Source organism: Corynebacterium sp. (genome assembly GCF_052107835.1).
In the GTDB taxonomy this organism is placed as follows: Bacteria; Actinomycetota; Actinomycetes; order Mycobacteriales; family Mycobacteriaceae; genus Corynebacterium.
In genome coordinates this window covers 1-23,170 of the sequence record NZ_JBQEDF010000004.1, presented here as the reverse complement: position 1 = coordinate 23,170, position 23,170 = coordinate 1, and the positions used below count along the sequence as shown (strand labels likewise).

The following is a 23,170-nucleotide window of genomic DNA, read 5'->3' as shown; positions in this document are numbered from 1 at the left end:
GGCCGGCGCACCCCGATACACTTCTGCCGTATGGATACTCCGACGAGCGGAGCCGGGCGCGCCCGGCAGAACATCATCTACCGGGCGGGGGTGGCCGGCATCAGGCCCCGGGTACCGACGGATGCCGCGGGTCTCGAGAAGGCGGCGAAACGCTCGATGTCGCGCAAGGCCCGGGCCTACATCGCCGGCGGCGCAGGGGAGGGGCGCACCACCGACAACAACCGCGAGGCCTTCGACCGCTACCGGATCGTTCCGCGCATGGCGCACGGAATCAAGGACCGCGACCTGACGACAACCCTGTTCGGCCAGGACCTCCCATCGCCGCTTCTTCTCGCCCCCGTCGGCGCGGGTGCCCTGGTCCACCCCGGCAGTGACCTTCTCATCGGCCGCGCCGCAGGCCGGACCGGCACCCCGTACGTGATCAGCAACCAGGGGAGTTCACCACTCGAGGACATCGCCGGCGAGGTCCGAAAGTCAAGTGATAATGCTGGACACTGGTTCCAGTTGTACTGGTCAACCGATGAACAGCTCGTGGACAGCCTGATCGCCCGTGCCGAAGCCAGCGGGGCAGGGGCCCTGGTCGTCACCCTGGACACCACGGTGCTGGGCTGGCGCCCGCAGGACCTCAACCTCGGGTCACTGCCGTTCTCCCGTGGGCAGGGGATCGCCCAGTACACCTCCGACCCACGCTTCCTCGACATCGTCCGCGAACGGATCAGCGGCGGCACCGCCGGAGGCACAGGTGATGTGCGCATCACCCCGGCCGCGGTCGCGTCCCTGCTCTCGATCGTCCGGAACCACCCCGGCCGAGCCCTGCGCAACCTCGTGAGCCCGGAGCCACGGGCCGCGGTCGAGACCTTCCTCGACATCTACTCCAACCCGGGACTGGACTGGGACATGCTCGCCACCCTGAAGGACAGGACCAGCCTGCCGGTCGTCCTCAAGGGCATCCTGCACCCCGATGATGCGGAGAGGGCCTTCGCCGTGGGGGCGGACGCCATCGTCGTCTCCAACCACGGCGGCCGCCAGGTCGACGGCTCGATCGCCTCCCTGGACGCCCTGGTGTCCATCCGCGACCGGGTCGGGCCCGACGCCACCGTCCTGCTGGACTCTGGTGTCCGGACGGGACGCGACGTCGCCGTCGCGATCGCCCTCGGGGCGGACGGCGTGCTCATCGGGCGTCCGCACATGTACGGTCTCGCCGTGGACGGTCAGCGGGGTGTGGAGGACGTGATCTCCAACATCCGGGGGGAACTGGAGCTCACCATGGCGCTGACCGGGGTCGCCGACATCAGGGGGCTGCGTGACCTGCAGCTGCAAGAGCGGCCCTGATCTGGCCCTCCGACAGGTTGGTGGTCACCGTGGCCGTGTCCTCCTGCTCACCGGCGACGTAGCGCACGATGGTCCATCCGTTAGCGTACTCCGGTTCGAAGGCGTCCACCGGGTTCGGGGAGGTCCGCAGGTCGCGGGGCACGCCGTCATCGTCCGAGAGAGCCTGGAACGCGCGGCTCGTGAACGTGAACTCCGGCGTCCCGTCCGTGGGGTGGACCCGGACCTCGGCCCGGTACCAGTACCGGCTGTCCTGGTTCGCCCCGCGGGAGTCCTTGCGCCCGTGCTTGACCACCCTGTCGATCCACACCGCGCCGACCTCGGCCGGGGCGAACCTCAGCCAGCCATTGCGCCAGGCGGCCGCGAGGGCGATCATCCGTCTGCGCCGGCCCCGCGCGGAGGTGACCGTGAGCGCCACGATCGCCGCCCCGATGACCGTCAGGACCACCCCGGCGACCAGGCCCGGTGTGTCGCTGATTCCGGTGAGGATCAGTCCACCGACCACGAGCACCGCCGCAACGCCCGCCAGCACCAGCTGCGGGGTGGCGAGTCCGAGCCACCGGACGCCCGACACCGGGACCGTTCCGTGGGCCTCCAGGGCGCCGGTCACGTCCGCATCGTCCCGCGGAAGCTCGCACGGGGAGGCGAAGCGGCCCCCGCGGTAGCCGGACTCGACCAGGCCGGCGGGGTCGTCGATGGTCAGCGAGCTGCGCGCGTGGGTGAAGATCATGGTCGTCCCGCCGGCCCTAGTTGCGGAACCCGTGGACAGGGGCGGGGATGTAACCGCCGCGGCTGATGAACCCGGTGCTGCCGACCGCGCTCACCGGCATGACCGGGGCGTGCCCGAGCAGACCCCCGAAGTCCACGTCGTCGCCGACACCGCAGCCGACGGCGGGGATCACCCGCACCGCGGTGGTCTTGTGGTTCATCACCCCGATCGCGGCCTCGTCGGCGATCATCCCCGCGATGGAGGCGGCCGGGGTATCGCCGGGGATGGCGACCATGTCCAGGCCGACCGAGCAGATCGCCGTCATCGCCTCGAGCTTCTCCAGGGTCAGGTTCCCCGCCCGGACCGCGGCGATCATCCCCGCGTCCTCGGACACCGGGATGAAGGAGCCGGACAACCCGCCGACGCGCGAGCACGCCATCATCCCACCCTTCTTCACCGCGTCGTTGAGCAGTGCCAATGCGGCGGTCGTCCCGTGCGCACCGACCTGCTCCAGGCCCATGTGCTCCAGGATGTCCGCGACCGAGTCACCGATCTCGGCGGTCGGCGCCAGCGACAGGTCGACGATCCCGAAGGGGACGCCCAGGCGCTCGGCGGCCATCGTGCCGACCAGCTGCCCGGTGCGTGTGACCTTGAAGGCGGCGCGTTTTATCTCCTCGGCGATCTCGTTGAGTGATGCGTCATCACCCAGTGCGGCGACGGCACGGTCGACCACGCCGGGCCCGGAGACACCGACGCTGATCACACAGTCCGGTTCCTCGACACCGTGGAACGCACCCGCCATGAACGGGTTGTCGCCGACGGAGTTGGCGAAGACGACCAGCTTCGCGCAGGCGATCGAGCCGCGGTCGCCGGTGGCCGCGGCACAGTCCTTGACGACCTGGCCCATCTCCCGGACGGCGTTCATGTTGATCCCGGCACGTGAGGACGCGATGTTCACCGAGGAGCAGACCACGTCGGTCTCGCTCAGTGCCTCGGGGATCGAGCGGATCAGCCGTTTGTCCCCCTCGCTGCCGCCCTTCTCCACCAGGGCGGAGTACCCGCCGATGAAGTTCACCCCGACGGCCGAGGCGGCCCTGTCCAGGGCGCGTGCGATGTCCACCGGATCACAGCCCGGGACCGCGGAGGACACCAGCGACACCGGGGTCACCGAGATCCGCTTGTTGACGATCGGGATACCCAGCTCCTCCTCGATACCGGCGCAGACCGGGACGAGGTGCTCCGCACGTGCGGTCACCAGGTCGTAGATGGCCGCGCAGGTGGCCTCGGGGGTGGCACGGACGCAGGGGAGCAGGTTGATACCCATGGTGACCGTGCGGATGTCCAGGCGGTAGCGCTGGATCATCTCGATGGTCTCGAGGATGGATGCCGAGGGGAGGAAAGCAGTCACGTGGAAGCCCGCCTCAGATCTCGTGCATGGCGTCGAAGATCGCCTGCGACTGGATGGTGATGACGAGCTTCTCCCGCTCCTCGACGTCCGCCATCCGGGCGTTGACGTCGGTCACCGACAGGTCATCCGGCAGTTCGACGTGCAGGATCATGGTGAACCAGTCGTCCATGATGGTCTGGGAGACATTGCGGATGTTGATGTCCAGGTCAGCGCACGCGGTGGATACCGCGGCGATGATTCCGGTGTGGTCCCGTCCGGTGACGGTCATGATCGCGATCATGTGCCCAATGCTATCGTCCTGCACAATCGCCGGCACCCACCGGCCCTTCCGCATCGGGAGGGGACGGTGGGTGCCGGTCGTGCCGGGCGGCGGGGTCACGCCCCGTCGGGACGCCGCAGCGACTGCTCGACGAGATCGAGCGCCTCGGGGAGCAGGGCGTCGTCGCGGTCGGACGCCAGATGCGCCATCACACCCTCCAGGACGAGCTCCAGCAGTTGCAGCGTGGTCTCCGTGGAGATGTCGGTGCGCAGGCGCCCGGAATCCCGCTGTTCCTCCAGGCGTGCGGTGACCGCCTTGCGGAGGGTCTGCTGGTCGAGATCCCAGGTCTCGCGCAGCTGCGCGTCGTGACGGATCCTGCGGGATATCTCCACCCGCAGCCCCCACCACTCCGCCAGCTCGGGGTCCTCCAGCAGGTACCGGATCAGACCGATCATCCCCTGCTCACCGGCGAGCTGGGTCATCCGGAGCATGTCACGGTGGGCGACCTCCCGGAAGAGCGTCTCCTTGTTGCGGAAGTGGTGGAAGATCGCGCCCCTGGACTTGCCGGTCTCGCGTTCCAGCCGGGAGACGGTGGCACCGTCGTAGCCGTGGGTCACGAAACACCCGCGGGCACCCTGGAGGATGTCGGTCCGCCGCTCGGAAAGGTCGGTCTCACTGACCTTCGGCATGGCGACTGCCCCTTTCCGTGTACGGGTCCGCCCGCCCAACGGGGACCGCGGGCGGGCGGGGGAGGAAAACTCCGGACGTCGCTGTCGCGACTAGGAGTTCTTCATCATGCTGCGCAGGACGAACGGCAGGATGCCGCCGTTGCGGTAGTACTCGGCCTCACCGGGGGTGTCGATGCGGGTGACCGCGTCGAACTCGATGACCGAACCGTCCTCCTTGGTGGCGGTGACGTGCACCGTCTCCGGGGTGGTGCCGTCGTTCAGCGCCTCGATGCCGGCCAGGTCGAAGGTCTCGGTGCCGTCGAGGCCCAGGGACTGCCAGGACTCGCCGTCCGGGTACTGCAGCGGGACAACACCCATGCCAACCAGGTTGGAACGGTGGATGCGCTCGAAGCTCTCCGCGATGACGGCCTTCACTCCGAGCAGCAGGGTGCCCTTCGCCGCCCAGTCACGGGAGGAACCGGTGCCGTACTCCTTGCCGCCGAGCACGACGAGGGGGGTACCTTCCTTCTCGTAGTTGACCGAGGCGTCGTAGATGAAGGACTGCGGTCCACCCTCCTGGGTGAAGTCGCGGGTGTAGCCGCCGGTCACGCCGTCGAGCAGCTGGTTCTGCAGGCGGATGTTCGCGAACGTTCCGCGGACCATGACCTCGTGGTTGCCGCGGCGGGCGCCCAGGGAGTTGTAGTCCTTGCGCTCGACGCCCTTGGAATCCAGGTACTGGGCGGCGGGGGTGCCGGGCTTGATGGAGGACGCGGGGGAGATGTGGTCGGTGGTGACCGAGTCCCCCAGCAGCGCCAGAACGCGGGCGCCGCTGACGTCACCCACCGGGCCGGGAACGGTGTCCATGCCGTCGAAGTACGGGGCCTTGCGGATGTAGGACGAGTTGTCGTCCCAGTCGAAGGTCTTGCCCTCGGGCACGGGCAGGGACTGCCAGCGCTCGTCACCCTTGAAGACGTCCGCGTAGTCGTCGGAGTACAGCTCACGGGTGATGGAGGAGTCGATGACCGACTGGATCTCCTCGGTGGAGGGCCAGACGTCCTTGAGGAAGACGTCGTTGCCGTCCTTGTCCTGGCCGAGCGGCTGGGTCTCGAAGTCGAAGTCCATGGTTCCGGCGATCGCGTAGGCGATGACCAGGATCGGGGACGCCAGGTAGTTCATCTTGATGTCGGGGGAGATGCGGCCCTCGAAGTTACGGTTGCCGGACAGGACCGCGGTGGCGGCCAGGTCGGCGTCGTTGATGCCCTGGGAGATCTCCTCCGGCAGCGGACCGGAGTTACCGATGCAGGTGGTGCAGCCGTAACCCACGAGGTAGAAGCCCATGGCCTCGAGGTCCTTCCACAGGTCGGCCTTCTCGAAGTAGCCGGTGACGACCTGGGAGCCGGGGGCGATGGAGGTCTTGACCCACGGTGCGGAATGCAGACCCAGCTCCGCAGCCTTGCGGGCCAGCAGGCCGGCGCCGACCATGACGGAGGGGTTCGAGGTGTTGGTGCAGGAGGTGATCGACGCGATGCCGACCATGCCGTGGTCGAGGACCATGTCCTGGCCCTTGTAGTTGATCTCGATCGGGTTGGACGGGCGACCGTCGTTGCCCGCGGCCGCCGACGGCAGGTTGCCCTTGGCGTCCGCGGCGGTGGCCGGGTTGCCGGTGTGGCCCCCGACGTTGCCGCCCTCGGCGACGAAGTCCTGGGCCTGCGAGCTGCCGGAGTTGCTGTCGGCGTAGTTGTGCAGGTCCTTGCGGAACTGGTTCTTGGAGTCGGACAGCTCGATGCGGTCCTGGGGACGCTTCGGGCCCGCGATCGAGGGGACCACGGTGGACAGGTCCAGCTCGAGGTACTCGGAGTACACCGGCTCGACGGTGTTCTCGTCGAGCCACATGCCCTGCTCCTTGGCGTAGGACTCGACGCGCGCGAGGGTCTCCTCGTCGCGGCCGGTCAGACGCAGGTAGTTGACGGTCTCCTGGTCGATGGGGAACATCGCGGCGGTGGAGCCGAACTCGGGGGACATGTTGCCGATGGTGGCGCGGTTGGCGAGCGGGAGCTCGGCGACACCCTGGCCGTAGAACTCGACGAACTTGCCGACCACGCCGTGCTGGCGCAGGATGTCGGTGATGGTGAGCACCACGTCGGTGGCGGTCACGCCCACCGGGATCTCACCGCCGAGCTTGAAGCCGACGACGCGGGGGATCAGCATGGAGATCGGCTGGCCGAGCATCGCGGCCTCGGCCTCGATGCCGCCGACGCCCCAGCCCAGGATGCCCAGGCCGTTCTCCATCGTGGTGTGGGAGTCGGTGCCGACACAGGTGTCGGGGTAGGCGATGCCGTCCTTGTCGAAGACGGAGCGCGCCAGGTACTCGATGTTGACCTGGTGGACAATGCCGGTTCCGGGGGGAACCACGCGGAAGTTGTCGAAGGCGCCGGTGGCCCAGCGCAGGAGCTTGTAACGCTCCTCGTTGCGCTGGTACTCGATCTCGACGTTCTTCTCGAGGGCACTGGCGTCACCGAACGCCTCGATGATGACCGAGTGGTCGATGACCAGCTCGGCGGGGTTCAGCGGGTTGACGTCGTCAGCCTCGCCGCCCATGGCCACGACAGCGTCGCGGATGGTGGCGAGGTCGACCACACAGGCCACACCCGTGAAGTCCTGCATGACCACGCGGGCGGGCGTGAACTGGATCTCGATGCTCGGGTCAGCTGAGGGGTCCCAGTTGGCGACGGCCTCGATGTGCTCCGGGGTGATGTTGGCGCCGTCCTCGTTGCGGAGGAGGTTCTCACCCAGGACCTTCAGCGAGTAGGGCAGCTTCTCCATGCCCGGGACTGCGCTGAGGCGGTACATCGTGTAGGACCGGTCACCGACCTCGAGAGTCCCCTTGGCTCCGAAGGAGTTATTGCTTTCAGTCACGTCAGTGCTCCTGAATCTCTTCTCGTTATCATCGTCAGTTGTGTGACGTTCGTCCGACGTCATCCCGCCACGTGGACCTCGGGCCTCGTCGGGACCTGGTCCCGGCACCTGAAAAGATTGGCACCGTTGCGGGCTGTCACCATTGTTGCAGCAGCCGTCGCGGATTCCGTCATCAACACTATAACAGTACGACCGTAATGCTACATAACCGCAGGAGAACCCGGGGCCGGTACGCTGCGGATGGCGTGTCAACACCCCCGTTCGCACGGTGGGGATGGTAGAAATCTATACAGTCAGATAACCAAAACGGCAGCGGACGCGGCCGTTGAGACACCGGAACGGGGAGCGTGTGGATTTCGAGAACCTCGATATCGGGGCCGTACTGAACGAGATCGACACCTCCGGACTGTCGGTGTCGCAGGCCGGCTCGCGCCTGAGCCAGGACGATGTCGCCGACTACCGGGATCTGGTGGGGACGGGGTCGGGGACCGACGAGACACTGAACATCGTCATCCTCGGCGGGGACGCGGCCGAGGGCACCGGTCTGCGCAACCTGGCGCAGACCGTGAAGGACGACAGCGGGGCCGAGACAGTGATCGTCCGCGCGCCCCACAACACCCAGGTCGTCAGCGACAGCCTGTCGCGCTACCAGATCGAGTCGAGCCAGACCGAGCTCCACGGGTCGACCGCCCCAGGGGACATCAGCACCTTCCTCGACAGCTCGTCCGCGGCGGAACCGGACTTCGGGATCCTCAACGTCCTGATCCTGGTGGGGGTTCTGCTCACGGTCGTCGTCGCCGCCGGCTTCGCCGTGGTGACGCACCGGCGCCGCTGACGGCGGTACTGACTGCACATTCCCGTTCTCACGGGCCCAGCACGGAGCCAACTGTCCCGGCACAACTGCCGCCGTATCAACGGCACGGCCTTGCCACGGTTCACCCCAGCCGCCAGCGTGCCCGCTCACCCGGGACTGACACCCGGACCACGGCACCCCAGGGACACGGGACCAGGGGCGGGGGCGGGTTCCGTCACGGATTCCGCTTTTCGCTGCCAGCGTTTCGTCCGAAACGTGATGGCTCCCGCCCTTGACCGCCCCCGATAGCGCGCGACGGCGACGAGCGTCCGTGCTGACACGCGCCAGCACGCACCACTCGTTTCCAATTGTCCGTCCGGCAATCGTCAAGCCTTGAACCTTTCCTCACCTCAAGTCAAGGTTAAAACTTTGAGTACGGCCGGGCGGGTACGTGCAAACTGACACGCCGATCTGCCACCAGGTGTGATGAACCTCACACTTAGGGTGTGCGCGCGGAGAATTGCAGGTCAAGGCAAACAGCGTGACTGATGTTCCTGGTGTTTCTTATGTGATTAGAGAGATGCAGGTTTCGCATGCGGTGTGAGTGGCTTACGGTTCACATGTCGTCAATTGGTAACGATCCGGTATCAAAGTGACTGCAGTGACAGCACCGCAGACGCAATGACATCCCCGGTTCGAGACCAGACCGTGACACTCCGGCGGTGAACAACCGGCCCGTCGGACGCCGGGTCCGGGCCCTGGACCACCACGCGGGGAAGCGTGGTGAACAGGAGCCGTACCCCGGAGGGTCATGGTTGACGACTTGACCAAGATGACCCCGGTACGCCATCCACGAGGAGAGACCAACCGTGGCACTTCGACTGAAAGCCCGTGGGACGACCCGCAGGTCGACCGTCCGGTCCACTCGGGCACTGCTGTCTTTTGCGGTGGCCGCTGGACTGGCCGTCCACGCCACCACCGCCGTCGCCGACCCTGACCGCCCGTCCCCGGACTCCTCCGACGAGACCGCCGAGGCATTCCTCGCCGACCTCATCGGCGAGGTGTCCTCCGCCGAAGGCGCCGTCGCGTCCATGGAGAACGAACTCGGCGGACTCCGCGAGTCCGTCAACAAGGCACGTGTGGACGTCGACAGGAGCCAGCGCGAGGCCCAGGAGGCCCAGGACAGCGTCACCGACGCGCGGGGCCGCCTGGATACGTCGCAGACAGACGTCGAGGACGCCCAGGGCGAACTCGACGAAATCGCCCGATCCGCCTACACCCAGGGCGGCGACGCCGCGCCCATCGCCCTGGCGGCGGGCGACGACATCGCCGCCGACACCCTCGACCGTTCCACCTACATCAGGATGGCGAGCGAGAAGCAGCAGTCCGAGATCGACCGTCTGGACCTGATCCGCACACAGACAGCCAACGAGGAGTCCTCGCTGCGCGAGTCCAGGGACGAGGCCGACGGCCTCGTCACGGCCGCACGGGATGCCCATACTGCAGCGGAACAGGCGTACACGGACGCCCAGAGTGCCATCTCGGAGAAGTCCGGCGAGCTCGAGGGTCTCCGCGACGAACTCTCCACCTCCGAAGCACGGCTGGCCGCCGCCAAGCGTGCGGTCGACACCGTGTCCTCGAATGCGGGTGCCAGTTCGTTCGACAAGCGCCGGGCAGCAGAGGCCGCAGCCGACCGTGCCGAGTTCAAGACCGAGGACCTCGGGCCCGAGACCCCGGAAGCCGAAGCACCGGAGACCGACGCACCGACTGAGGAGGCGCCGGCCGAGGCACCCGTGGCTCAGGATCTCTCGGAGGCCCCCCAGGAGACTGCCGAGGGTCCCGCCGAAGGCGAAGCCACCACCGAGGCAGAGGTTCCCGCCGAAGGCGAAACCACCACCGAGGCAGAGGTTCCCGCCGAAAGCGAAGCCGCCACCGAGGGCGAGGCTCCCGTCGAAGGCGAAACCGCCGCCGAGGGAGAGGTTCAGCCGGAGGGCGAGGCTCAGCCGGAGGGCGACGAAGCGCTCCCGGAGGAACCGTCCGCTGACGGCAGCGCCGAGCTCTCCGAGGTCCCGTCCAGCTTCGACGGAAGCAGCGAGGGCGACGCGCGCCGCCAGGCCGCGATCGACGGTCTCGTCGGCGCCGCCGGCGCGGCCGCGTTCGCGGGCATCAACTCACACATCGAGGGAAACCCCGACGGTGCCGGCGAAGCAGCCGTCAACGCCGCCCGCGAGTCGGCGTCCGGGGCCTACGGCAACCTGCCGGAGGAGACCGCGGAGAATCCGGATACGCCGGAGGCGCCGGATCCCTCCTCCGAGGGCGGCTCGGTGCCCTCGGCGCCCGGCGGCAGCTCCCCGGCGGCCCCGGACTCCTCGGGTTCCCGCGAGGAACAGATTGAACGGGTCATCGACCGAGGCATGGAGCAGCTCGGCGTGACCTACGCCTGGGGTGGCGGCAACGCGGACGGGCCGACGCTGGGCGTCCGGGACGGCGGCGTCGCCGACACCCACGGCGACTACGCCAAGGAAGGGTTCGACTGCTCGGGCCTGATGGTCTACGCCTTCGCCGCGGTCGGTGTCGAGCTGGAGAAGTACTCGGGCTACCAGTACACCTCCGGAACCCAGGTCCCGGTCGGCGACGCCGAGCGCGGAGACATGCTCTTCTGGGGTCCCGGCGGCAGTCAGCACGTCGCCCTCTACCTCGGCGACGGCACCATGCTCGAGGCCCCGAACTCCGGCGACGTCGTGAAGGTCTCCGAGGTCCGGTGGGACGGCATCGAGCCGATGGCCGTCCGAATGATCGAGTGACCGTTCACCGCAGGAGTTCACGCATCGCGTGATCGACTGCGGTGATTCTGGCGGTACGCACCGCCGAGGACAGGGGGAGGAGCTGCGGGTCGAGCCCCGCCCCGACCTCCGACTCCCGCGTCACCTCGATGATCGACGAGACGACGTCCGCCCGGGCCATCAGTTTCACGGACCTGGGGGACACCCCGACCGGTAGACCGGGGAGCCCGAAGTAGTCCGCGAGGGTCCCGACCGCCAGACGCGGCCCGGCGTGCCGGACGCTGCGTCCCGGGGCACTGTCGATGATCCCCGCGGCGTCCTCGGTCGCCTCACGTAACCGGGTGTCTGCGTCGCCGGTTCCGTAGAAGACACCGGCGGGGGGACGCCCTTCGCACCGGTACCACACCCACTGGACCAGGGAGGTGTCCACGAGGTGGGGGACCAGGACGTGGCACACCCCGGGGTCTGCGTCGGCCACGGCGATTCCCGCGCCGGCCGTCGTCACCGCCGCGGCGCCCCGGGTGCCGGCGGGCAGTGCCGGGGGATCACCCGGGCCGGCCAGGACCAGGCTCACCAGTGGCCGCTCGGCCAGGCCCACCGGCGCGTCCCGCGTGATGTCCCGGACAGCGTGCAGGACGTCGACCAGTGAGGTGTGACGACCGGTGAACCGGCCACCGAAGGGGTCACCCGACCGCTCATCGACCACCAGCCCGTGCGCGGGGCCCTGGACATCGTGGAAGGCGTCGATCACGTCGTCGGTGGACATCAGCCCGTGCAGCCACCACCCGAGCCATACCGTCGTGTTCTGGACCGGTGACCACAGCTGTTCGCGCAGGGGGGTTCCACGGACGGCACCGGTGGTGCCGGCGGCGTCGGCGGGGTTTCGGGGTGTCATCCGTCCTAGCCTAGAGTTGACGGCCATGGGCTTCAACGACAGGTACGGCAAGGACATTCTCGGGGGTTCGGGACGCAGCGCACGGAATGCGACGGCACGTCCTGCGGCGCCGGAGGTGCCTGCGGAACCCGGCACCGTCGTCGAGGTCGCCGACGACGGCTGGGTGGGGTCGGTCACCGGGTTCGAACGCACCTACGACGGCGACTTCGTGCGGCTCGAGGACAGGCACGGCCGCGACCGGCTCTTCAAACTCCGTCCCGGGGGTTTCCTCATTGACGGACGTTCCGTCACACTGACCAGGTACGTTGCCCCGTCCGCATCGCCGCAGCAGCAGCGGTCGAACTCCGGTTCCCGCCGCGTCGCCGATGTCCGCGCCAAGGTCGCCGCCCCCTCCAGGATCTGGGTGGAGGGACTGCACGACGCGGCGATCGTCGAACAGGTCTGGGGACACGACCTGCGCGTCGAGGGAGTGGTGGTCGAGTTCATCGAGGGCCTCGACAACCTCCCCGACATGCTCGCCGAGTTCCGCCCCGGTCCGGGGAAACGGGTCGGGGTGCTGGCGGACCACCTGGTGGAGGGGTCGAAGGAGACCCGTCTGACACAGGGTCTCGGTCCGCACGTCATGGTCACCGGGCACCCCTACATCGACATCTGGGAGGCGGTGAAGCCGGCCACCGTGGGGATCCGTGAATGGCCCACCGTCCCCTACGGGGAGGACTGGAAGACGGGGGTCTGCCAGCGGCTCGGCTGGGGCAGCCCCACGGACGGATGGCGTCACGTCTACTCCCGGGTGAAAACCTTCCGTGACCTGGATTCCACGCTGATCGGGGCGGTTGAGCGGCTGGTCGACTTCGTAACGGAGCCTGGCCTCAACTGATACCCTTGCGCACATGGGTGCGATTATCTGGCTGATTGCCGCGGCTGTTCTCGCGGTGGGTGAATTCCTCGTCATGGACTTCACCCTGCTCATGCTCGGTGGCGCCGCACTCGTCACCGCCGGGGTGTCCCTCGCGGATATCCCGGTCTGGGCCGAAGTGGGCGTGTTCGGTGTGTCCTCGGTCGCCACGCTGCTGCTGGTTCGTCCGGTACTGCGGCGCCGTTTCATCGTGCAGGGCGAGGTCCGCGAGTTCACCCCCAAGGAGCTCGAGGGGCGCGGCGCAGACGTCATCTCGCCCGTCTCCTCGGACGACGCCACCGGACAGGTCTCCATCGACGGGGACATCTGGTCCGCCCGGGCGGCGCACCCCGGGACATCATTCAACGAAGGAGACCGTGTGCAGGTCGTCTCCATCGACGGCACCACCGCTGTGGTGTGGAAAGGACTCTGACCCATGGAGGCAGTGAGTATTCTGCTCATAGTCGTCCTCGTGCTGATCGCCGTCGCCCTCTTCAAGGCGGTGGCGCTGATCCCGCAGGGCGAGGCGGCCGTGATCGAACGGCTGGGCCGGTACACCAGGACGGTGTCGGGAGGATTGACCATCATGATCCCGTTCGTCGACCGGGTCCGCGACCGGGTGGACACCCGTGAACAGGTGGTGTCCTTCCCTCCCCAGGCGGTCATCACCAAGGACAACCTGACCGTGGCCATCGACATCGTGGTGACCTTCCAGGTCAACGACGCCGCCCGGGCGATCTACGGCGTCATGGACTACATCATCGGCGTGGAGCAGATCTCCGTGGCCACCCTGCGTGACGTGGTCGGCGGTATGACCCTGGAGGAGACTCTGACCTCCCGCGACGTGATCAACCGCCGTCTCCGTGGTGAGTTGGACGCGGCGACGAGCAAGTGGGGTTTGCGGATAAGCCGTGTCGAGCTCAAGGCGATCGATCCGCCGCCCTCGATCCAGCAGTCCATGGAGATGCAGATGAAGGCCGACCGCGAGAAGCGGGCGATGATCCTCACTGCCGAGGGCCAGCGGGAGTCCGACATCAAGACCGCCGAAGGTGAGAAGCAGGCCCGTATCCTCGGCGCCGAGGGTGACAAGCACGCCCAGATCCTCTCGGCCGAAGCCGACCGGCAGGCCCGCATGCTGCGGGCCGAAGGTGATCGGGCCGCCACCTACCTGGAGGCCCAGGGCCAGGCGAAGGCCATCCAGAAGGTCACTGCCGCGATCAAGTCCTCCGAGGTCACCCCCGAGGTGCTGTCCTACCAGTACCTCGAGAAGCTCCCGGAGATGGCGCAGGGCGACGCGAACAAGGTGTGGATGCTGCCGATGCAGTTCGGCGATTCCCTGGAGCAGTTCGCGAAGGCCTTCGCCAACAAGGACGACGACGGCACGTTCCGTTACGAGCCCACCCCGGCCGACGACTCCTTCCGTGACCTCGCCAACGAGACCACGTCGGAGGACTGGTTCAGCACCGAGTCCGCCCCGGAGATCGCCAAAGCCGTCGCCGAGGCCAACGCCGTGGCGAACAAATCGGTCGACGAGCAGCCGGATGATGCGCCCCTGACCCCCCAGACCCCCACGGACTCGTCGGCAGCCACCGGGTCATCGGCGGCGACCGCGGAGGTCACCGATGGTTCAGAGTCGGAGGAAGAGACTCCGTCCTGGCCAGCATATGGACAGTCAGCTGCCAACCCGCCTGCTCAGCCTGCCAACCCGCAGCAGCCAGACGCTGAGACATAGCCTGCTTCGATATCCCCACCATCTCCGCCGCCTCACTCTGCAGGTGGCCCTGCCGCATCAGCGCCGTTGCTTCCCGCCCTTCGGCGGTACGCCGGTTGAGCACATGGGCCACCAGGGTGAAGGCGGCGGCGATGTCCGCGGAGACGTCCGCCCCGTGTCCCGGCGACTGGACGCCGCCCGGTCCCGGGAGTTCCACCCTGGCCTGGACCTGGCCCGCCCGACGGTTGCCCTCGGCCGCCCGGCCCGCGGCGCCGATGAGCTGCTCGACCACCGCTGATTCCCCGGTGTCCGCGCTGGTCCCGGTGTCCTCGACGCCGCCGGCCAGGGCGCCGATGCCCACGGCGAAGTCCCCCGCCTGGATGAGGTTCAGGACGACTCCGGTGGCACTGTCCGCGTCCCGGGCGAGGGCGGTGAAGTCCTCGGCCCCCAGTACCCGGACGGCGACGACGTCGGGGGCCGACCCCAGTGCGTCGGCGACCTGACGGACGTAGTCGGCCCGTCGTCGGGAGTTTCCGCGGTAAGTGGCGTGGACGGCGTACATGCCATCCAGCATACGCGCCTCCGTCTACGGTGAGGGCTTGACCCGGAGGATGGCGCGGACGTGGACCGCCTCCCGCGCCACAAGGAGGAGACCTGCTCCCGCGACCACGACGCCGATGACCAGGACGATGGGGTCCGAATCGGAGACCACGGCGTCGGCGGCGAGGACGGCGACCACGGTGAGTGGGGCGGAGCCGGCGACGGAGGCCAGGAGGCAGGGGAGGAACGGAACCCGGCTGAGCCCGCACGCGTAGTTCAACGGGGCGAAGGGAATGACCGGGATCATGCGCAGGGCCAGCACGCACACCCATCCACGCTGCTCCAGAAGCTCCTGGACCCCACGGACCCTGGGATTGCGCTCCGCCCGCCGCACGGCCGGACCACCGATCCAGCGGACCAGCACCATCGACAGCAGTGCGGACAGCGCCATGCCCGCCAGGGCCAGCACCGACCCCAGGACCGGGCCGAAGATCACTCCGGCGGCCACCGTCCACACGGTGCGGGGGAAGGGGAGCAGGGTGGTGGTGACCATCAGCACGAGATACGCGACGGGTGCCCACGCCCCGGCGTCCTCGATGCTGTCCCTGATCGTCGCCAGCTCCGGGGTGGGCAGCACCACCACTGCAGCGATGATCGCGACCACCAACGCAGCGAGCCCGAGCAGGTAGAGCAGTGAGGCGACCAGCGACCGTGCCCCGTGCCCGGACCTGGTGCCCACCGGTGGCCTCCTGACATAGAAAAGGAGACCCACCGTCAGTGGGTCTCCGTATTGTGTCCGGAGGGGGACTTGAACCCCCACGTCCGTTAATAGGACACTAGCACCTCAAGCTAGCGCGTCTGCCATTCCGCCACCCGGACATGGATGCGGTAAACGAACACGGTTCGACCCATTGAACAGGCCGGTGTCCGTTGCACTGACGGTAACTGTAACGTGCCGGTTCCACTGAGACAAATGCGCAGGACGGGCACCCTTTTCACCGCACCGCCCGGCACCGCCGTCCGGCAGCCGGAGGCTATCGATATACATACATAGTTTGTTTCTGCAGGGACACGACGCCTTCGGCATACTGGTGCCATGAGTGAATCCAACCGCCTCCATCAGCCCACGTACATCGACGACCGGTTCCCCGGACCCGACCCGTACGCCCCGCTGACGGATCTCCCCGCCTTCAGTCTGACCAGCGAGGACTTCTCCGACGGGGACCGCCTCCCGGCGGCACAGCTGGGAGGGTCCGACACCTCCCCGCAGCTGTCGTGGTCCGGCGCCCCGGAGGGCACGGAGTCCTTCACCGTCTCCTGCTACGACCCGGACGCCCCGACCACGTCCGGCTACTGGCACTGGGCGGTGTTCAACATCCCGGCGTCGGTGACCTCACTCGACGCCGGGATCGGGGACGCGGAACTCGCCGGGCTGCCGGAGGGCGCGGTGGCCCTGCGCGGGGACTCCGGGAGCCGCGGGTACCGCGGGGCCGAGCCACCCGCGGGCCACGGTCCACACCGTTACATCTTCGCCGTCCACGCGGTTCCGGAGATGCTGGACATCGACGACCGCTCCACCCCCACCATCCTCGGGTTCAACCTCAACTTCCGGGCCTCCGCCCGGGCACTTCTCTGGGGGTGGGCGGAGAACTAGACGGCACACCGGGGAGAGGGGAGCGATCAGCCCAGCCAGGGCAGTTTCGCACCCACGGCCGCGGACAGCGAGTCCAGACCGTGGCGCCGCACCTGTGCCGCCAGCCCCAGGTGGATGTCCCGGATCCAGTCCGGGCCGCCGTAGATGAGACCGGTGTAGCCCTGCAGCAGGGTGGCACCGGCACCGATGCGCTCCCACGCCTGCTGCGGGGTGGTGATCCCGCCGACGCCGATGAGCACCAGCTGCTCACCGGCACGGCCCCGGATCCGCCGCAGGACCTCCAGGGAACGCCCCGCCACGGGGGCGCCTGATACGCCTCCGGCCCCAAGGTCGCGGACCACGTCCGCCGGGGTTTCGAGATCCGCCCGGCTGACCGTCGTGTTCGTCGCGATGAGACCGGTCAGCCCCAGCCCGATGGCCAGGTCCGTGACCGCGTCAACGTCAGCGTCCGACAGGTCCGGGGCGATCTTCACGAACAACGGACGGTCGCTCGCCGACCGGACGGCCTCCACGATCGGACGCAGGCTCTCGACCGCCTGCAGGTCCCGGAGCCCGGGTGTGTTGGGGGAGGAGACGTTGATCACCAGGTAGTCGGCGACCCCGTCCACCGCCCGCGCGGACTCGAAGTAGTCCGCCGCCGCACGCTCCGGCACAGTCCTCTTGGTCTTGCCGAGGTTCACCCCCACCGGCTCGGACCCGGTGCGGTCGGCGAGCCGCTGCGCCGCGGCCTGCGCACCGTCGTTGTTGAACCCCATCCGGTTCAGCAGGGCCTTGTCGGCGGGGAGCCGGAACAACCGTGGGGTGGGGTTACCGGGCTGGCGGACGGCGGTCACCGTCCCGACCTCGGAGTAGCCGAACCCCAGGGGCCCCCAGATGTCGACCTCGGTGGCGTTCTTGTCGAAACCGGCAGCGAGTCCCAGTGGCCGGGGGAACGTCAGGCCCCCCACCGTCTGCGAGAGGACCCGGTCATCAACCACCAGAGTCCGGCGGAGGGCCGACCGTGCGGTCGCCGAACCCGCCGCAGCCACCAGGGCCGAGGACATCAGTCCGTGGATGCGCTCCGGCCGCAGCCGGAACATGACCTTGACGGAGGCGTCGTACACGCGGCCCCGCAGGGAACGGAAGGCTGACTCGGTCATGGGTTCTCTAGCCCTTTCTCGGCAGGTCGTCTGAGGTGATCAGTTCCCGGGAGCCGTCCTCGGTGACCAGCAGGAGGTCCCCTGAACCGTCGTCGATGACGTGGCGGACATCCGCGGCCGTGGGAACGTCCCCGATGGCCTCGGGCGTACCGGAGGACAGGTCGTACCCGGTGAGCCGGTTGTCCCCGGTGGTGGACACCCACATCACCTCGCGTGACGAATCCCACAGCACCGCCCATGGGCCGGGGCCCGTGGGCACCGCCTGGGTGTGCCGGATAACGTCGGTGACGGTGTAGACCAGCGCCTGGTCCTGTCTGGTGTCGGAGGCGACCAGCACGGAGTCCGGTTCCATCCCCGCGGACACCGTGCCCACACCCTGTCCGGCCCGCAGTGCGGCCACACGGCTCTGGTCGGTGATGTCGATGTCGGTCAGGCTCGACTGCTCGGCGTCGACCAGGGCGGCCCGCCACTGCGGGTCGCCGTCCCCGTCGGCGTTGCGGGTGTTGCCGACCAGGTGCATCCCGCTGGCTGTCGCGGTCATGCTCTCGGACGACTGCTCGCTGCCCTCGCTGTCGAACCAGTGGACCTTGTCCGAGTCGGCCACGGTCAACGCGATGTCACCCTCCGGCGACATGGCGGCGGAGGTCACCTCACCGGGGGCGTCGACGGTCCTGACCTCCCCACCCGATGCGTCCATGACGCGCACGGTGTCACCGCAGCCGAGCACCACACCGTCGACGGCGCCGGTGACGGTGGTGCAGTCATCGTCGACCTCCACGCTGCGTGCGTCCCCCGAGGCGACGTCCTCCAGTGGGCCGATGCTCAGCCGACCCTGCTCCAGGGCGGCGACCGGGACAGGGGAGTCGTCACTGTCCCCGTCCCCGCTGCCCAGACCCGCGCGCACCAGGCCGAGCACCTGTTCTCCTCCGGCCACGTTTCCGGTGGCCTCCCCGGCGCCGGGGGACGCCGACGGCTCCGCGGCCACCCCCACGACCTCCTCGCCGTCGTCGCCGTCCTCCGGGGAGTAGACGTCCTCGGCGCACCCGGCGAGTGCCAGGAACGCCACCGTCGGAAGGGCGACAGTGGCGAGGGCCACCTTCCGGACGCCCGGGCTTGTCGTTACGGCTGTCAGCAGGCTACTCACGGCCATCACGCTACTACACGGCGCGCCCCCGGCCACACGCCGAGGGCCACCGCTGCGCATTGTCCCCCCGGGGGAGGTACCCTCTGCATCCATGGGACTCTCCGTAAATGCCGCCGCAGACTCGGCGGACATCGTAACCACGACGGACATGGGCTGGATGCAGACGATCATCCTCTCCATCGTCCAGGGACTCACCGAGTTCCTCCCGGTCTCCTCCTCCGGGCACATGCGCATCGTCTCCCAGCTGGTCTGGGGAGAGGACGCAGGTGCGTCCTTCACCGCCGTGATCCAGTTGGGCACCGAGCTCGCCGTCCTGGTGTTCTTCGCCAAGGACATCTGGATGATCCTCACGGCGTGGTTCGCCGGGGTTTTCGACAGGAGCAAGCGGGACAACCTCGACTACCGCATGGGGTGGATGGTCATCGCCGGCACGATCCCGGTGGGAATCGTGGGGTTCTTCTTCCAGGACATCATCCGCGACAACCTCCGCAACCTGTGGATCACGGCGGCGGTGCTGATCCTGTTCTCCTTCGTGTTCATCTGGGCGGAGAAGGTCGGCACCCACAAGCGCGACTACGACAGGCTGACGATGAAGGACGCGATCCTCATGGGTCTCGCGCAGTGCCTGTCCCTGATCCCGGGTGTCTCCCGTTCGGGGGCGACGGTCTCCGCGGGCCTGTTCCTGAACCTGGACCGAGAGGTCGCCACGCGGTTCTCCTTCCTGCTGGCCATTCCGGCGGTACTGGCGTCCGGCCTGTTCAGCCTGCCGGACGCCTTCGACCCCGCCTCGGGTCAGGCCGCGAGCGGCGGCCAACTGTTCGTGGGCGCGGCCATCGCCTTCGTCCTCGGTTACGTCTCCATCGCGTGGCTGCTGAAGTTCGTCGCCAACCACTCCTTCGCCTGGTTCGCCGCCTGGCGTATCCCGGTCGGTGTGATCGTGATGATCCTGCTGGCCACCGGCACCATCAACGCCTGACGGGTGTCCTGACGGGCCGCCTGCCATGCGTCCGGCGCCGGGACGCTAGAATCTTGCATCATGCGTTCATGGCCCACCCCTGAGGTCCCCGCCCTTCCCGGCGACGGGGTCCCCCTCTCCCTCCACGACACCGCTGCCGACCGTGTCCTCCCGGTCCGCACCGACATCCTGACCGGTTCGGGGGAGGTGGGGGTCTACGTCTGCGGCATCACCCCGTACGACTCCACCCACCTCGGCCACGCCGCCACCTACGTCACCTTCGACCTGGTGGTGCGCCAGCTGCACGACAACGGATTGGGCGTGCACTACGTCCAGAACATCACCGACGTCGACGATCCGCTGTTCGAGCGGGCCGAACGCGACGGAGTGGACTGGCGTGACCTGGGCTCCGGCCAGATCGACCTGTTCCGCGGCGACATGGAGGCCCTCTCGGTCATCCCCCCGCGCGACTACATCGGCGCCGTCGAGTCCATCGACGAGGTCATCGGGATGGTGGAACGGCTCCTCGAGGTCGGCGCCGCCTACCGCATCGACGACACCCACCCCGACATCTACGTGGACTACACCTTCACCGAGCAGTTCGGTTACGAGTCCCGCTACGACGGTGCCACCATGGCGGAGTTCTTCGCCGAGCGTGGCGGCGATCCGGACCGTCCCGGCAAGCGGCACCCGATGGACGCGCTGGTGTGGCGCGCCCACCGGGACGGCGAACCGTCCTGGGAATCACCCTTCGGTGCGGGACGCCCCGGCTGGCACGTGGAATGCTCGGCGATCGCCACGAACCGACTGGGCGCGTCCTTCGCGATCCAGGGCGGAGGCAGCGACCTGCGGTTCCCGCACCACGAGTTCTCCGCCGCCCACGCCGAGGCCGCCCACGGCTGCGACCGGATGGCCGGGCACTACGTCCACACCGGCATGATCGGCCTGGACGGGACGAAGATGAGCAAGTCGCTGGGCAACCTGGTCTTCGTGTCCCGGCTGACGGCGGACGGCCACGATCCGGCGGCAATCCGGCTGGGGCTCTACGAGAGCCACTACCGCGACGACCGCGACTGGTCCGGTGAGGTCCTGGCGCGCGGTGAGGAGCGCCTGATCCGGTGGCGGGACGCCGCCGGAGCCGCCGGTGCACTGCCGGCGTCATCAGCCGACCCGGTGGTGGCCGCCGTCAGGGCCGCTCTGGCCGATGATCTGGACACCCCGCGCGTCCTGCGTCTCATCGACGACTGGTGCCGCGACGTGGTCGCGGGACGGCCCACTGAAGCCGACGGATCCACGGACCCCACCGCGTCCGCCGGCACCGTCCTGCGCACGCTGTGCGCTTCGCTGCTGGGGGTGGCACTGTGACCGACCCGAGCGATTCCGGCGATTTCGCCGCGGAAACCGACGCCGCCCGGCACGAGTTCACCGACAACCTGACCGCGATGGCCACCGGGAGCTACCTGCGGGAGGAGGACCGGGAGTTCTGGGAGCCACCGTTCCCGGCCAGCGCCGTCGACGAGGCCTCCGAGATCCTGCACCGGCTGGTGTCCGGGGTGCGGGCCGACCCGACCGGGGAGGTCGTCCTGCAGGTCATGGCCGCCCACGACGCCCTCGAGGCGCTGAGTGACCGGCACGGCGGCGCCGTGTACGAGGACGAGGAGTTCCAGGACTTCCGCACCCTGGTCACCGTCCTGTGCGAGGAGGTCGGCGCCGACGCCGTCCAGGTCCTCGAGGACCTGGACCGGATCACGGAGGACTAACGCCCCACCTGCTCCAGCATCAGGGCCTGGTTGGTCGTCCCCACCGGCCCGTCCTGGTCGTGGAGTCGTCCGACGGTGAGCCCGATGCCGTCGGGACCGTAGTTGGCCTCGGCGACGATCCCGGTCCATTCACCGCGGGGCAGCCGGTGCAGGTACACCGTCAGGTCGGTGTTCATGAACCCCCATTCCCCCGGATCCACGGCAGGGTTGGTCCCGTTGGCGACGTCCGCGACGCCCATGATCCGGGTCCAGGGGGTGTCCGGAACACCGGCGACCACGGGCACCGTGCTGCGCAGCCACAGTTGTCCTGCGGCGGCACGCGTCTCCAGGGAGTCGATGTACCCGCCGCCCCACATCTCGGAGAAGGAGCGCGAACCGGCGTCCCGGAGCGGCACCATGACGGACGCACTGGGGACGTCCGGGTTCTCGATCGCCGCGCTGTCACCGGAACGGACCCACCACCCACTGCCGCGCACGACCTCACGCCCCGACGTGCCGGTGACCACCACCTCGTACAGGGATATCCGCCGGCCGGGCCGGACGACCCTGGCGGCCACGGTCAGGTCCTCGATCGGGACGGCCCCGAGCAGTTCCGTGGTGACGCGCACCAGGCGGCCACCGTCCGGCACCGCCCGCTCCAGGGCGTGGGCGACCAGGGCGGCCGGGGGAGACCCGTGCTGGAATCCCGGCCCCCAGGGGCTCTCGGTGTGTCCGGTCGCGGTGAACGTCGACCAGAGCTGTCCGGTGTCGTCGGTGTGCTCGGGTCCGGGGAGGAAATAGGCGTCTGTGATGGGGGTCATAGTGTGCGAGTGTATCGCTGCAGGCATCATGGAGCCGGTGAAGGCAATTCTCTGGGACATGGACGGCACGCTCGTCGACACCGAACACCGGTGGGGCGAGGCCACCTACGCGATGGCGACGGCCATGGGACGCGACCTGACCCCGGAGATCCGGGAGCGGACCATCGGCGGCACAGCGGACGGGACCGTCCGGCTGGTGGCGGGATGGGCAGGGCTGGAGGTCAGCGACGAGGACGTCGCACAGTGGATCACCTGGCTGTACACCACGGTGTCCGCACTCTTCGCCGAGGGCCTCGACCTGCGCCCCGGCGTCGCCGGACTCCTGCGTGAGGGGCAGGACGCCGGGGTGCCGATGATGGTGGTCACCAACACCTTCCGCACCCTGACGGACCAGGCACTGGAGACCATCGGGGAGGAGTTCTTCGTCAGTTCGGTGTGCGGCGACGAGGTCATCGTCGGCAAACCTGATCCCACACCGTACCTGACCGCGGTGCAGCGCCTGGGCATGGAACCGGACGACTGCCTGGTCCTGGAGGACTCGGCCAACGGGATGTCGGCGGCGGTCGCCGCGGGGTGCCGGACGGTGGGCCTGCCCGCCGGCGGCACCGTGGTGCCCGAGGGGGCGGTACCGGTGTCGGTGCTGCGTGGCGGGCAGGCAGACCTCGGGGGACTCCGGCTGGACGACCTCCGTGGTTTCTGGTCGGTCCTGGGGTAGCGGCGGAGGTGCACCAGGTCACCCCACGGAATCCACGATGTGACAGAATGAGTGCCGTGAAGAACTTCGACTCCCTGTTTGAGGAACTGTCCCAGCG

22 protein-coding genes and 1 tRNA gene are annotated in these 23,170 nt (G+C 68.6%); 11 read left to right on the top strand and 12 right to left on the bottom strand.

The window, feature by feature from the left end; translation table 11 throughout:
* Window positions 1-30: 30 nt before the first annotated feature.
* Window positions 31-1,332, top strand: coding sequence for an alpha-hydroxy-acid oxidizing protein (locus ACTIL2_RS01645; RefSeq protein ID WP_442335705.1), 1,302 nt, complete (start codon window positions 31-33; stop codon window positions 1,330-1,332).
* Here the strand turns inward: ACTIL2_RS01645 and ACTIL2_RS01640 are convergent.
* From ACTIL2_RS01640 to acnA, 5 genes are all read right to left on the bottom strand, one after another.
* Entirely contained in the window at window positions 1,292-2,059 is a 768-nt protein-coding gene (locus ACTIL2_RS01640; RefSeq protein ID WP_442335704.1) for a hypothetical protein, read from the bottom strand. The genes ACTIL2_RS01645 and ACTIL2_RS01640 overlap by 41 nt on opposite strands.
* 16 nt (window positions 2,060-2,075) lie before the next feature.
* A complete protein-coding gene (locus tag ACTIL2_RS01635) occupies window positions 2,076-3,446 on the bottom strand; it encodes a PFL family protein (protein ID WP_442335703.1) in 1,371 nt (456 codons plus the stop codon).
* A 13-nt stretch (window positions 3,447-3,459) separates the two neighbouring features.
* Window positions 3,460-3,726, bottom strand: a complete 267-nt coding sequence (locus ACTIL2_RS01630; RefSeq protein WP_442335702.1) for an ACT domain-containing protein — start codon at window positions 3,724-3,726, stop codon at window positions 3,460-3,462.
* A gap of 95 nt (window positions 3,727-3,821) precedes the next feature.
* Window positions 3,822-4,394 (bottom strand): helix-turn-helix domain-containing protein, encoded by a 573-nt coding sequence (locus tag ACTIL2_RS01625; protein WP_442335701.1) that lies wholly within the window; start codon window positions 4,392-4,394, stop codon window positions 3,822-3,824.
* Between the two features lie 90 nt (window positions 4,395-4,484).
* Window positions 4,485-7,289 carry an aconitate hydratase AcnA gene (gene acnA / locus ACTIL2_RS01620; protein WP_442335700.1) on the bottom strand — a complete coding sequence of 935 codons (2,805 nt, stop codon included), beginning with the start codon at window positions 7,287-7,289 and terminating at the stop codon, window positions 4,485-4,487.
* A gap of 349 nt (window positions 7,290-7,638) precedes the next feature.
* Between acnA and ACTIL2_RS01615 the strand changes: the two genes are divergently transcribed.
* The gene (locus ACTIL2_RS01615; RefSeq protein ID WP_442335699.1) at window positions 7,639-8,124 is read left to right on the top strand and encodes an Rv1476 family membrane protein; all 486 of its coding nucleotides are present in this window, start codon (window positions 7,639-7,641) and stop codon (window positions 8,122-8,124) included.
* Window positions 8,125-8,951: 827 nt separating this feature from the next.
* Window positions 8,952-10,886, top strand: a complete 1,935-nt coding sequence (locus tag ACTIL2_RS01610) for a DIP1281 family NlpC/P60 protein (RefSeq protein ID WP_442335698.1) — start codon at window positions 8,952-8,954, stop codon at window positions 10,884-10,886.
* 4 nt (window positions 10,887-10,890) lie between these two features.
* Here ACTIL2_RS01610 and ACTIL2_RS01605 read toward each other — a convergent pair whose 3' ends face one another.
* Complete coding sequence (locus ACTIL2_RS01605) at window positions 10,891-11,760, bottom strand: hypothetical protein (protein WP_442335697.1); 870 nt, start codon at window positions 11,758-11,760, stop codon at window positions 10,891-10,893.
* A 25-nt stretch (window positions 11,761-11,785) separates the two neighbouring features.
* Here ACTIL2_RS01605 and ACTIL2_RS01600 point away from each other — a divergent pair, with 25 nt between their 5' ends.
* From ACTIL2_RS01600 to ACTIL2_RS01590, 3 genes are read left to right on the top strand one after another with little or no spacing between them, the layout of a single operon-like run.
* Window positions 11,786-12,637: a DUF3097 domain-containing protein gene (locus ACTIL2_RS01600; RefSeq protein ID WP_442335696.1), complete on the top strand. Its 852-nt coding sequence runs from the start codon at window positions 11,786-11,788 to the stop codon at window positions 12,635-12,637.
* Between the two features lie 13 nt (window positions 12,638-12,650).
* Window positions 12,651-13,088: an NfeD family protein gene (locus ACTIL2_RS01595; protein WP_442335695.1), complete on the top strand. Its 438-nt coding sequence runs from the start codon at window positions 12,651-12,653 to the stop codon at window positions 13,086-13,088.
* A gap of 3 nt (window positions 13,089-13,091) precedes the next feature.
* Window positions 13,092-14,387, top strand: coding sequence for an SPFH domain-containing protein (locus tag ACTIL2_RS01590; RefSeq protein ID WP_442335694.1), 1,296 nt, complete (start codon window positions 13,092-13,094; stop codon window positions 14,385-14,387).
* Here the strand turns inward: ACTIL2_RS01590 and ACTIL2_RS01585 are convergent.
* The 3 genes from ACTIL2_RS01585 to ACTIL2_RS01575 all read right to left on the bottom strand — a co-directional run bounded on the left by ACTIL2_RS01585 (window position 14,272) and on the right by ACTIL2_RS01575 (window position 15,785).
* The gene (locus ACTIL2_RS01585; RefSeq protein ID WP_442335693.1) at window positions 14,272-14,928 is read right to left on the bottom strand and encodes a DNA-binding protein; all 657 of its coding nucleotides are present in this window, start codon (window positions 14,926-14,928) and stop codon (window positions 14,272-14,274) included. The genes ACTIL2_RS01590 and ACTIL2_RS01585 overlap by 116 nt on opposite strands.
* 24 nt (window positions 14,929-14,952) lie before the next feature.
* A complete protein-coding gene (locus ACTIL2_RS01580) occupies window positions 14,953-15,645 on the bottom strand; it encodes a TVP38/TMEM64 family protein (RefSeq protein ID WP_442335692.1) in 693 nt (230 codons plus the stop codon).
* 54 nt (window positions 15,646-15,699) lie between these two features.
* A tRNA-Leu gene (locus ACTIL2_RS01575) sits at window positions 15,700-15,785 on the bottom strand.
* Window positions 15,786-16,002: 217 nt separating this feature from the next.
* On the opposite strand from ACTIL2_RS01575, the gene ACTIL2_RS01570 reads away from it, so the two are divergent.
* Complete coding sequence (locus ACTIL2_RS01570) at window positions 16,003-16,560, top strand: YbhB/YbcL family Raf kinase inhibitor-like protein (RefSeq protein WP_442335691.1); 558 nt, start codon at window positions 16,003-16,005, stop codon at window positions 16,558-16,560.
* 26 nt (window positions 16,561-16,586) lie between these two features.
* On the opposite strand, the gene ACTIL2_RS01565 is transcribed toward ACTIL2_RS01570, so the two are convergent.
* Together ACTIL2_RS01565 and ACTIL2_RS01560 are read right to left on the bottom strand one after the other, a co-directional pair.
* On the bottom strand, window positions 16,587-17,699 hold the full coding sequence (locus tag ACTIL2_RS01565; protein ID WP_442335690.1) for a quinone-dependent dihydroorotate dehydrogenase: 1,113 nt from the start codon (window positions 17,697-17,699) through the stop codon (window positions 16,587-16,589).
* Window positions 17,700-17,706: 7 nt separating this feature from the next.
* Complete coding sequence (locus tag ACTIL2_RS01560; RefSeq protein WP_442335689.1) at window positions 17,707-18,843, bottom strand: hypothetical protein; 1,137 nt, start codon at window positions 18,841-18,843, stop codon at window positions 17,707-17,709.
* A 148-nt stretch (window positions 18,844-18,991) separates the two neighbouring features.
* Here ACTIL2_RS01560 and ACTIL2_RS01555 point away from each other — a divergent pair, with 148 nt between their 5' ends.
* From ACTIL2_RS01555 to ACTIL2_RS01545, 3 genes are read left to right on the top strand one after another with little or no spacing between them, the layout of a single operon-like run.
* A complete protein-coding gene (locus tag ACTIL2_RS01555) occupies window positions 18,992-19,819 on the top strand; it encodes an undecaprenyl-diphosphate phosphatase (RefSeq protein WP_442335773.1) in 828 nt (275 codons plus the stop codon).
* Window positions 19,820-19,879: 60 nt separating this feature from the next.
* The gene (gene mshC, locus ACTIL2_RS01550; protein ID WP_442335688.1) at window positions 19,880-21,163 is read left to right on the top strand and encodes a cysteine--1-D-myo-inosityl 2-amino-2-deoxy-alpha-D-glucopyranoside ligase; all 1,284 of its coding nucleotides are present in this window, start codon (window positions 19,880-19,882) and stop codon (window positions 21,161-21,163) included.
* Window positions 21,160-21,558, top strand: a complete 399-nt coding sequence (locus tag ACTIL2_RS01545) for a hypothetical protein (protein WP_442335687.1) — start codon at window positions 21,160-21,162, stop codon at window positions 21,556-21,558. The genes mshC and ACTIL2_RS01545 overlap by 4 nt, the downstream gene beginning before the upstream one ends.
* Here the strand turns inward: ACTIL2_RS01545 and ACTIL2_RS01540 are convergent.
* On the bottom strand, window positions 21,555-22,358 hold the full coding sequence (locus tag ACTIL2_RS01540; protein ID WP_442335686.1) for a thioesterase family protein: 804 nt from the start codon (window positions 22,356-22,358) through the stop codon (window positions 21,555-21,557). The genes ACTIL2_RS01545 and ACTIL2_RS01540 overlap by 4 nt on opposite strands.
* A gap of 28 nt (window positions 22,359-22,386) precedes the next feature.
* Here ACTIL2_RS01540 and ACTIL2_RS01535 point away from each other — a divergent pair, with 28 nt between their 5' ends.
* Window positions 22,387-23,073 (top strand): HAD family hydrolase, encoded by a 687-nt coding sequence (locus ACTIL2_RS01535; RefSeq protein WP_442335685.1) that lies wholly within the window; start codon window positions 22,387-22,389, stop codon window positions 23,071-23,073.
* The last annotated feature ends 97 nt before the right edge of the window (window positions 23,074-23,170 follow it).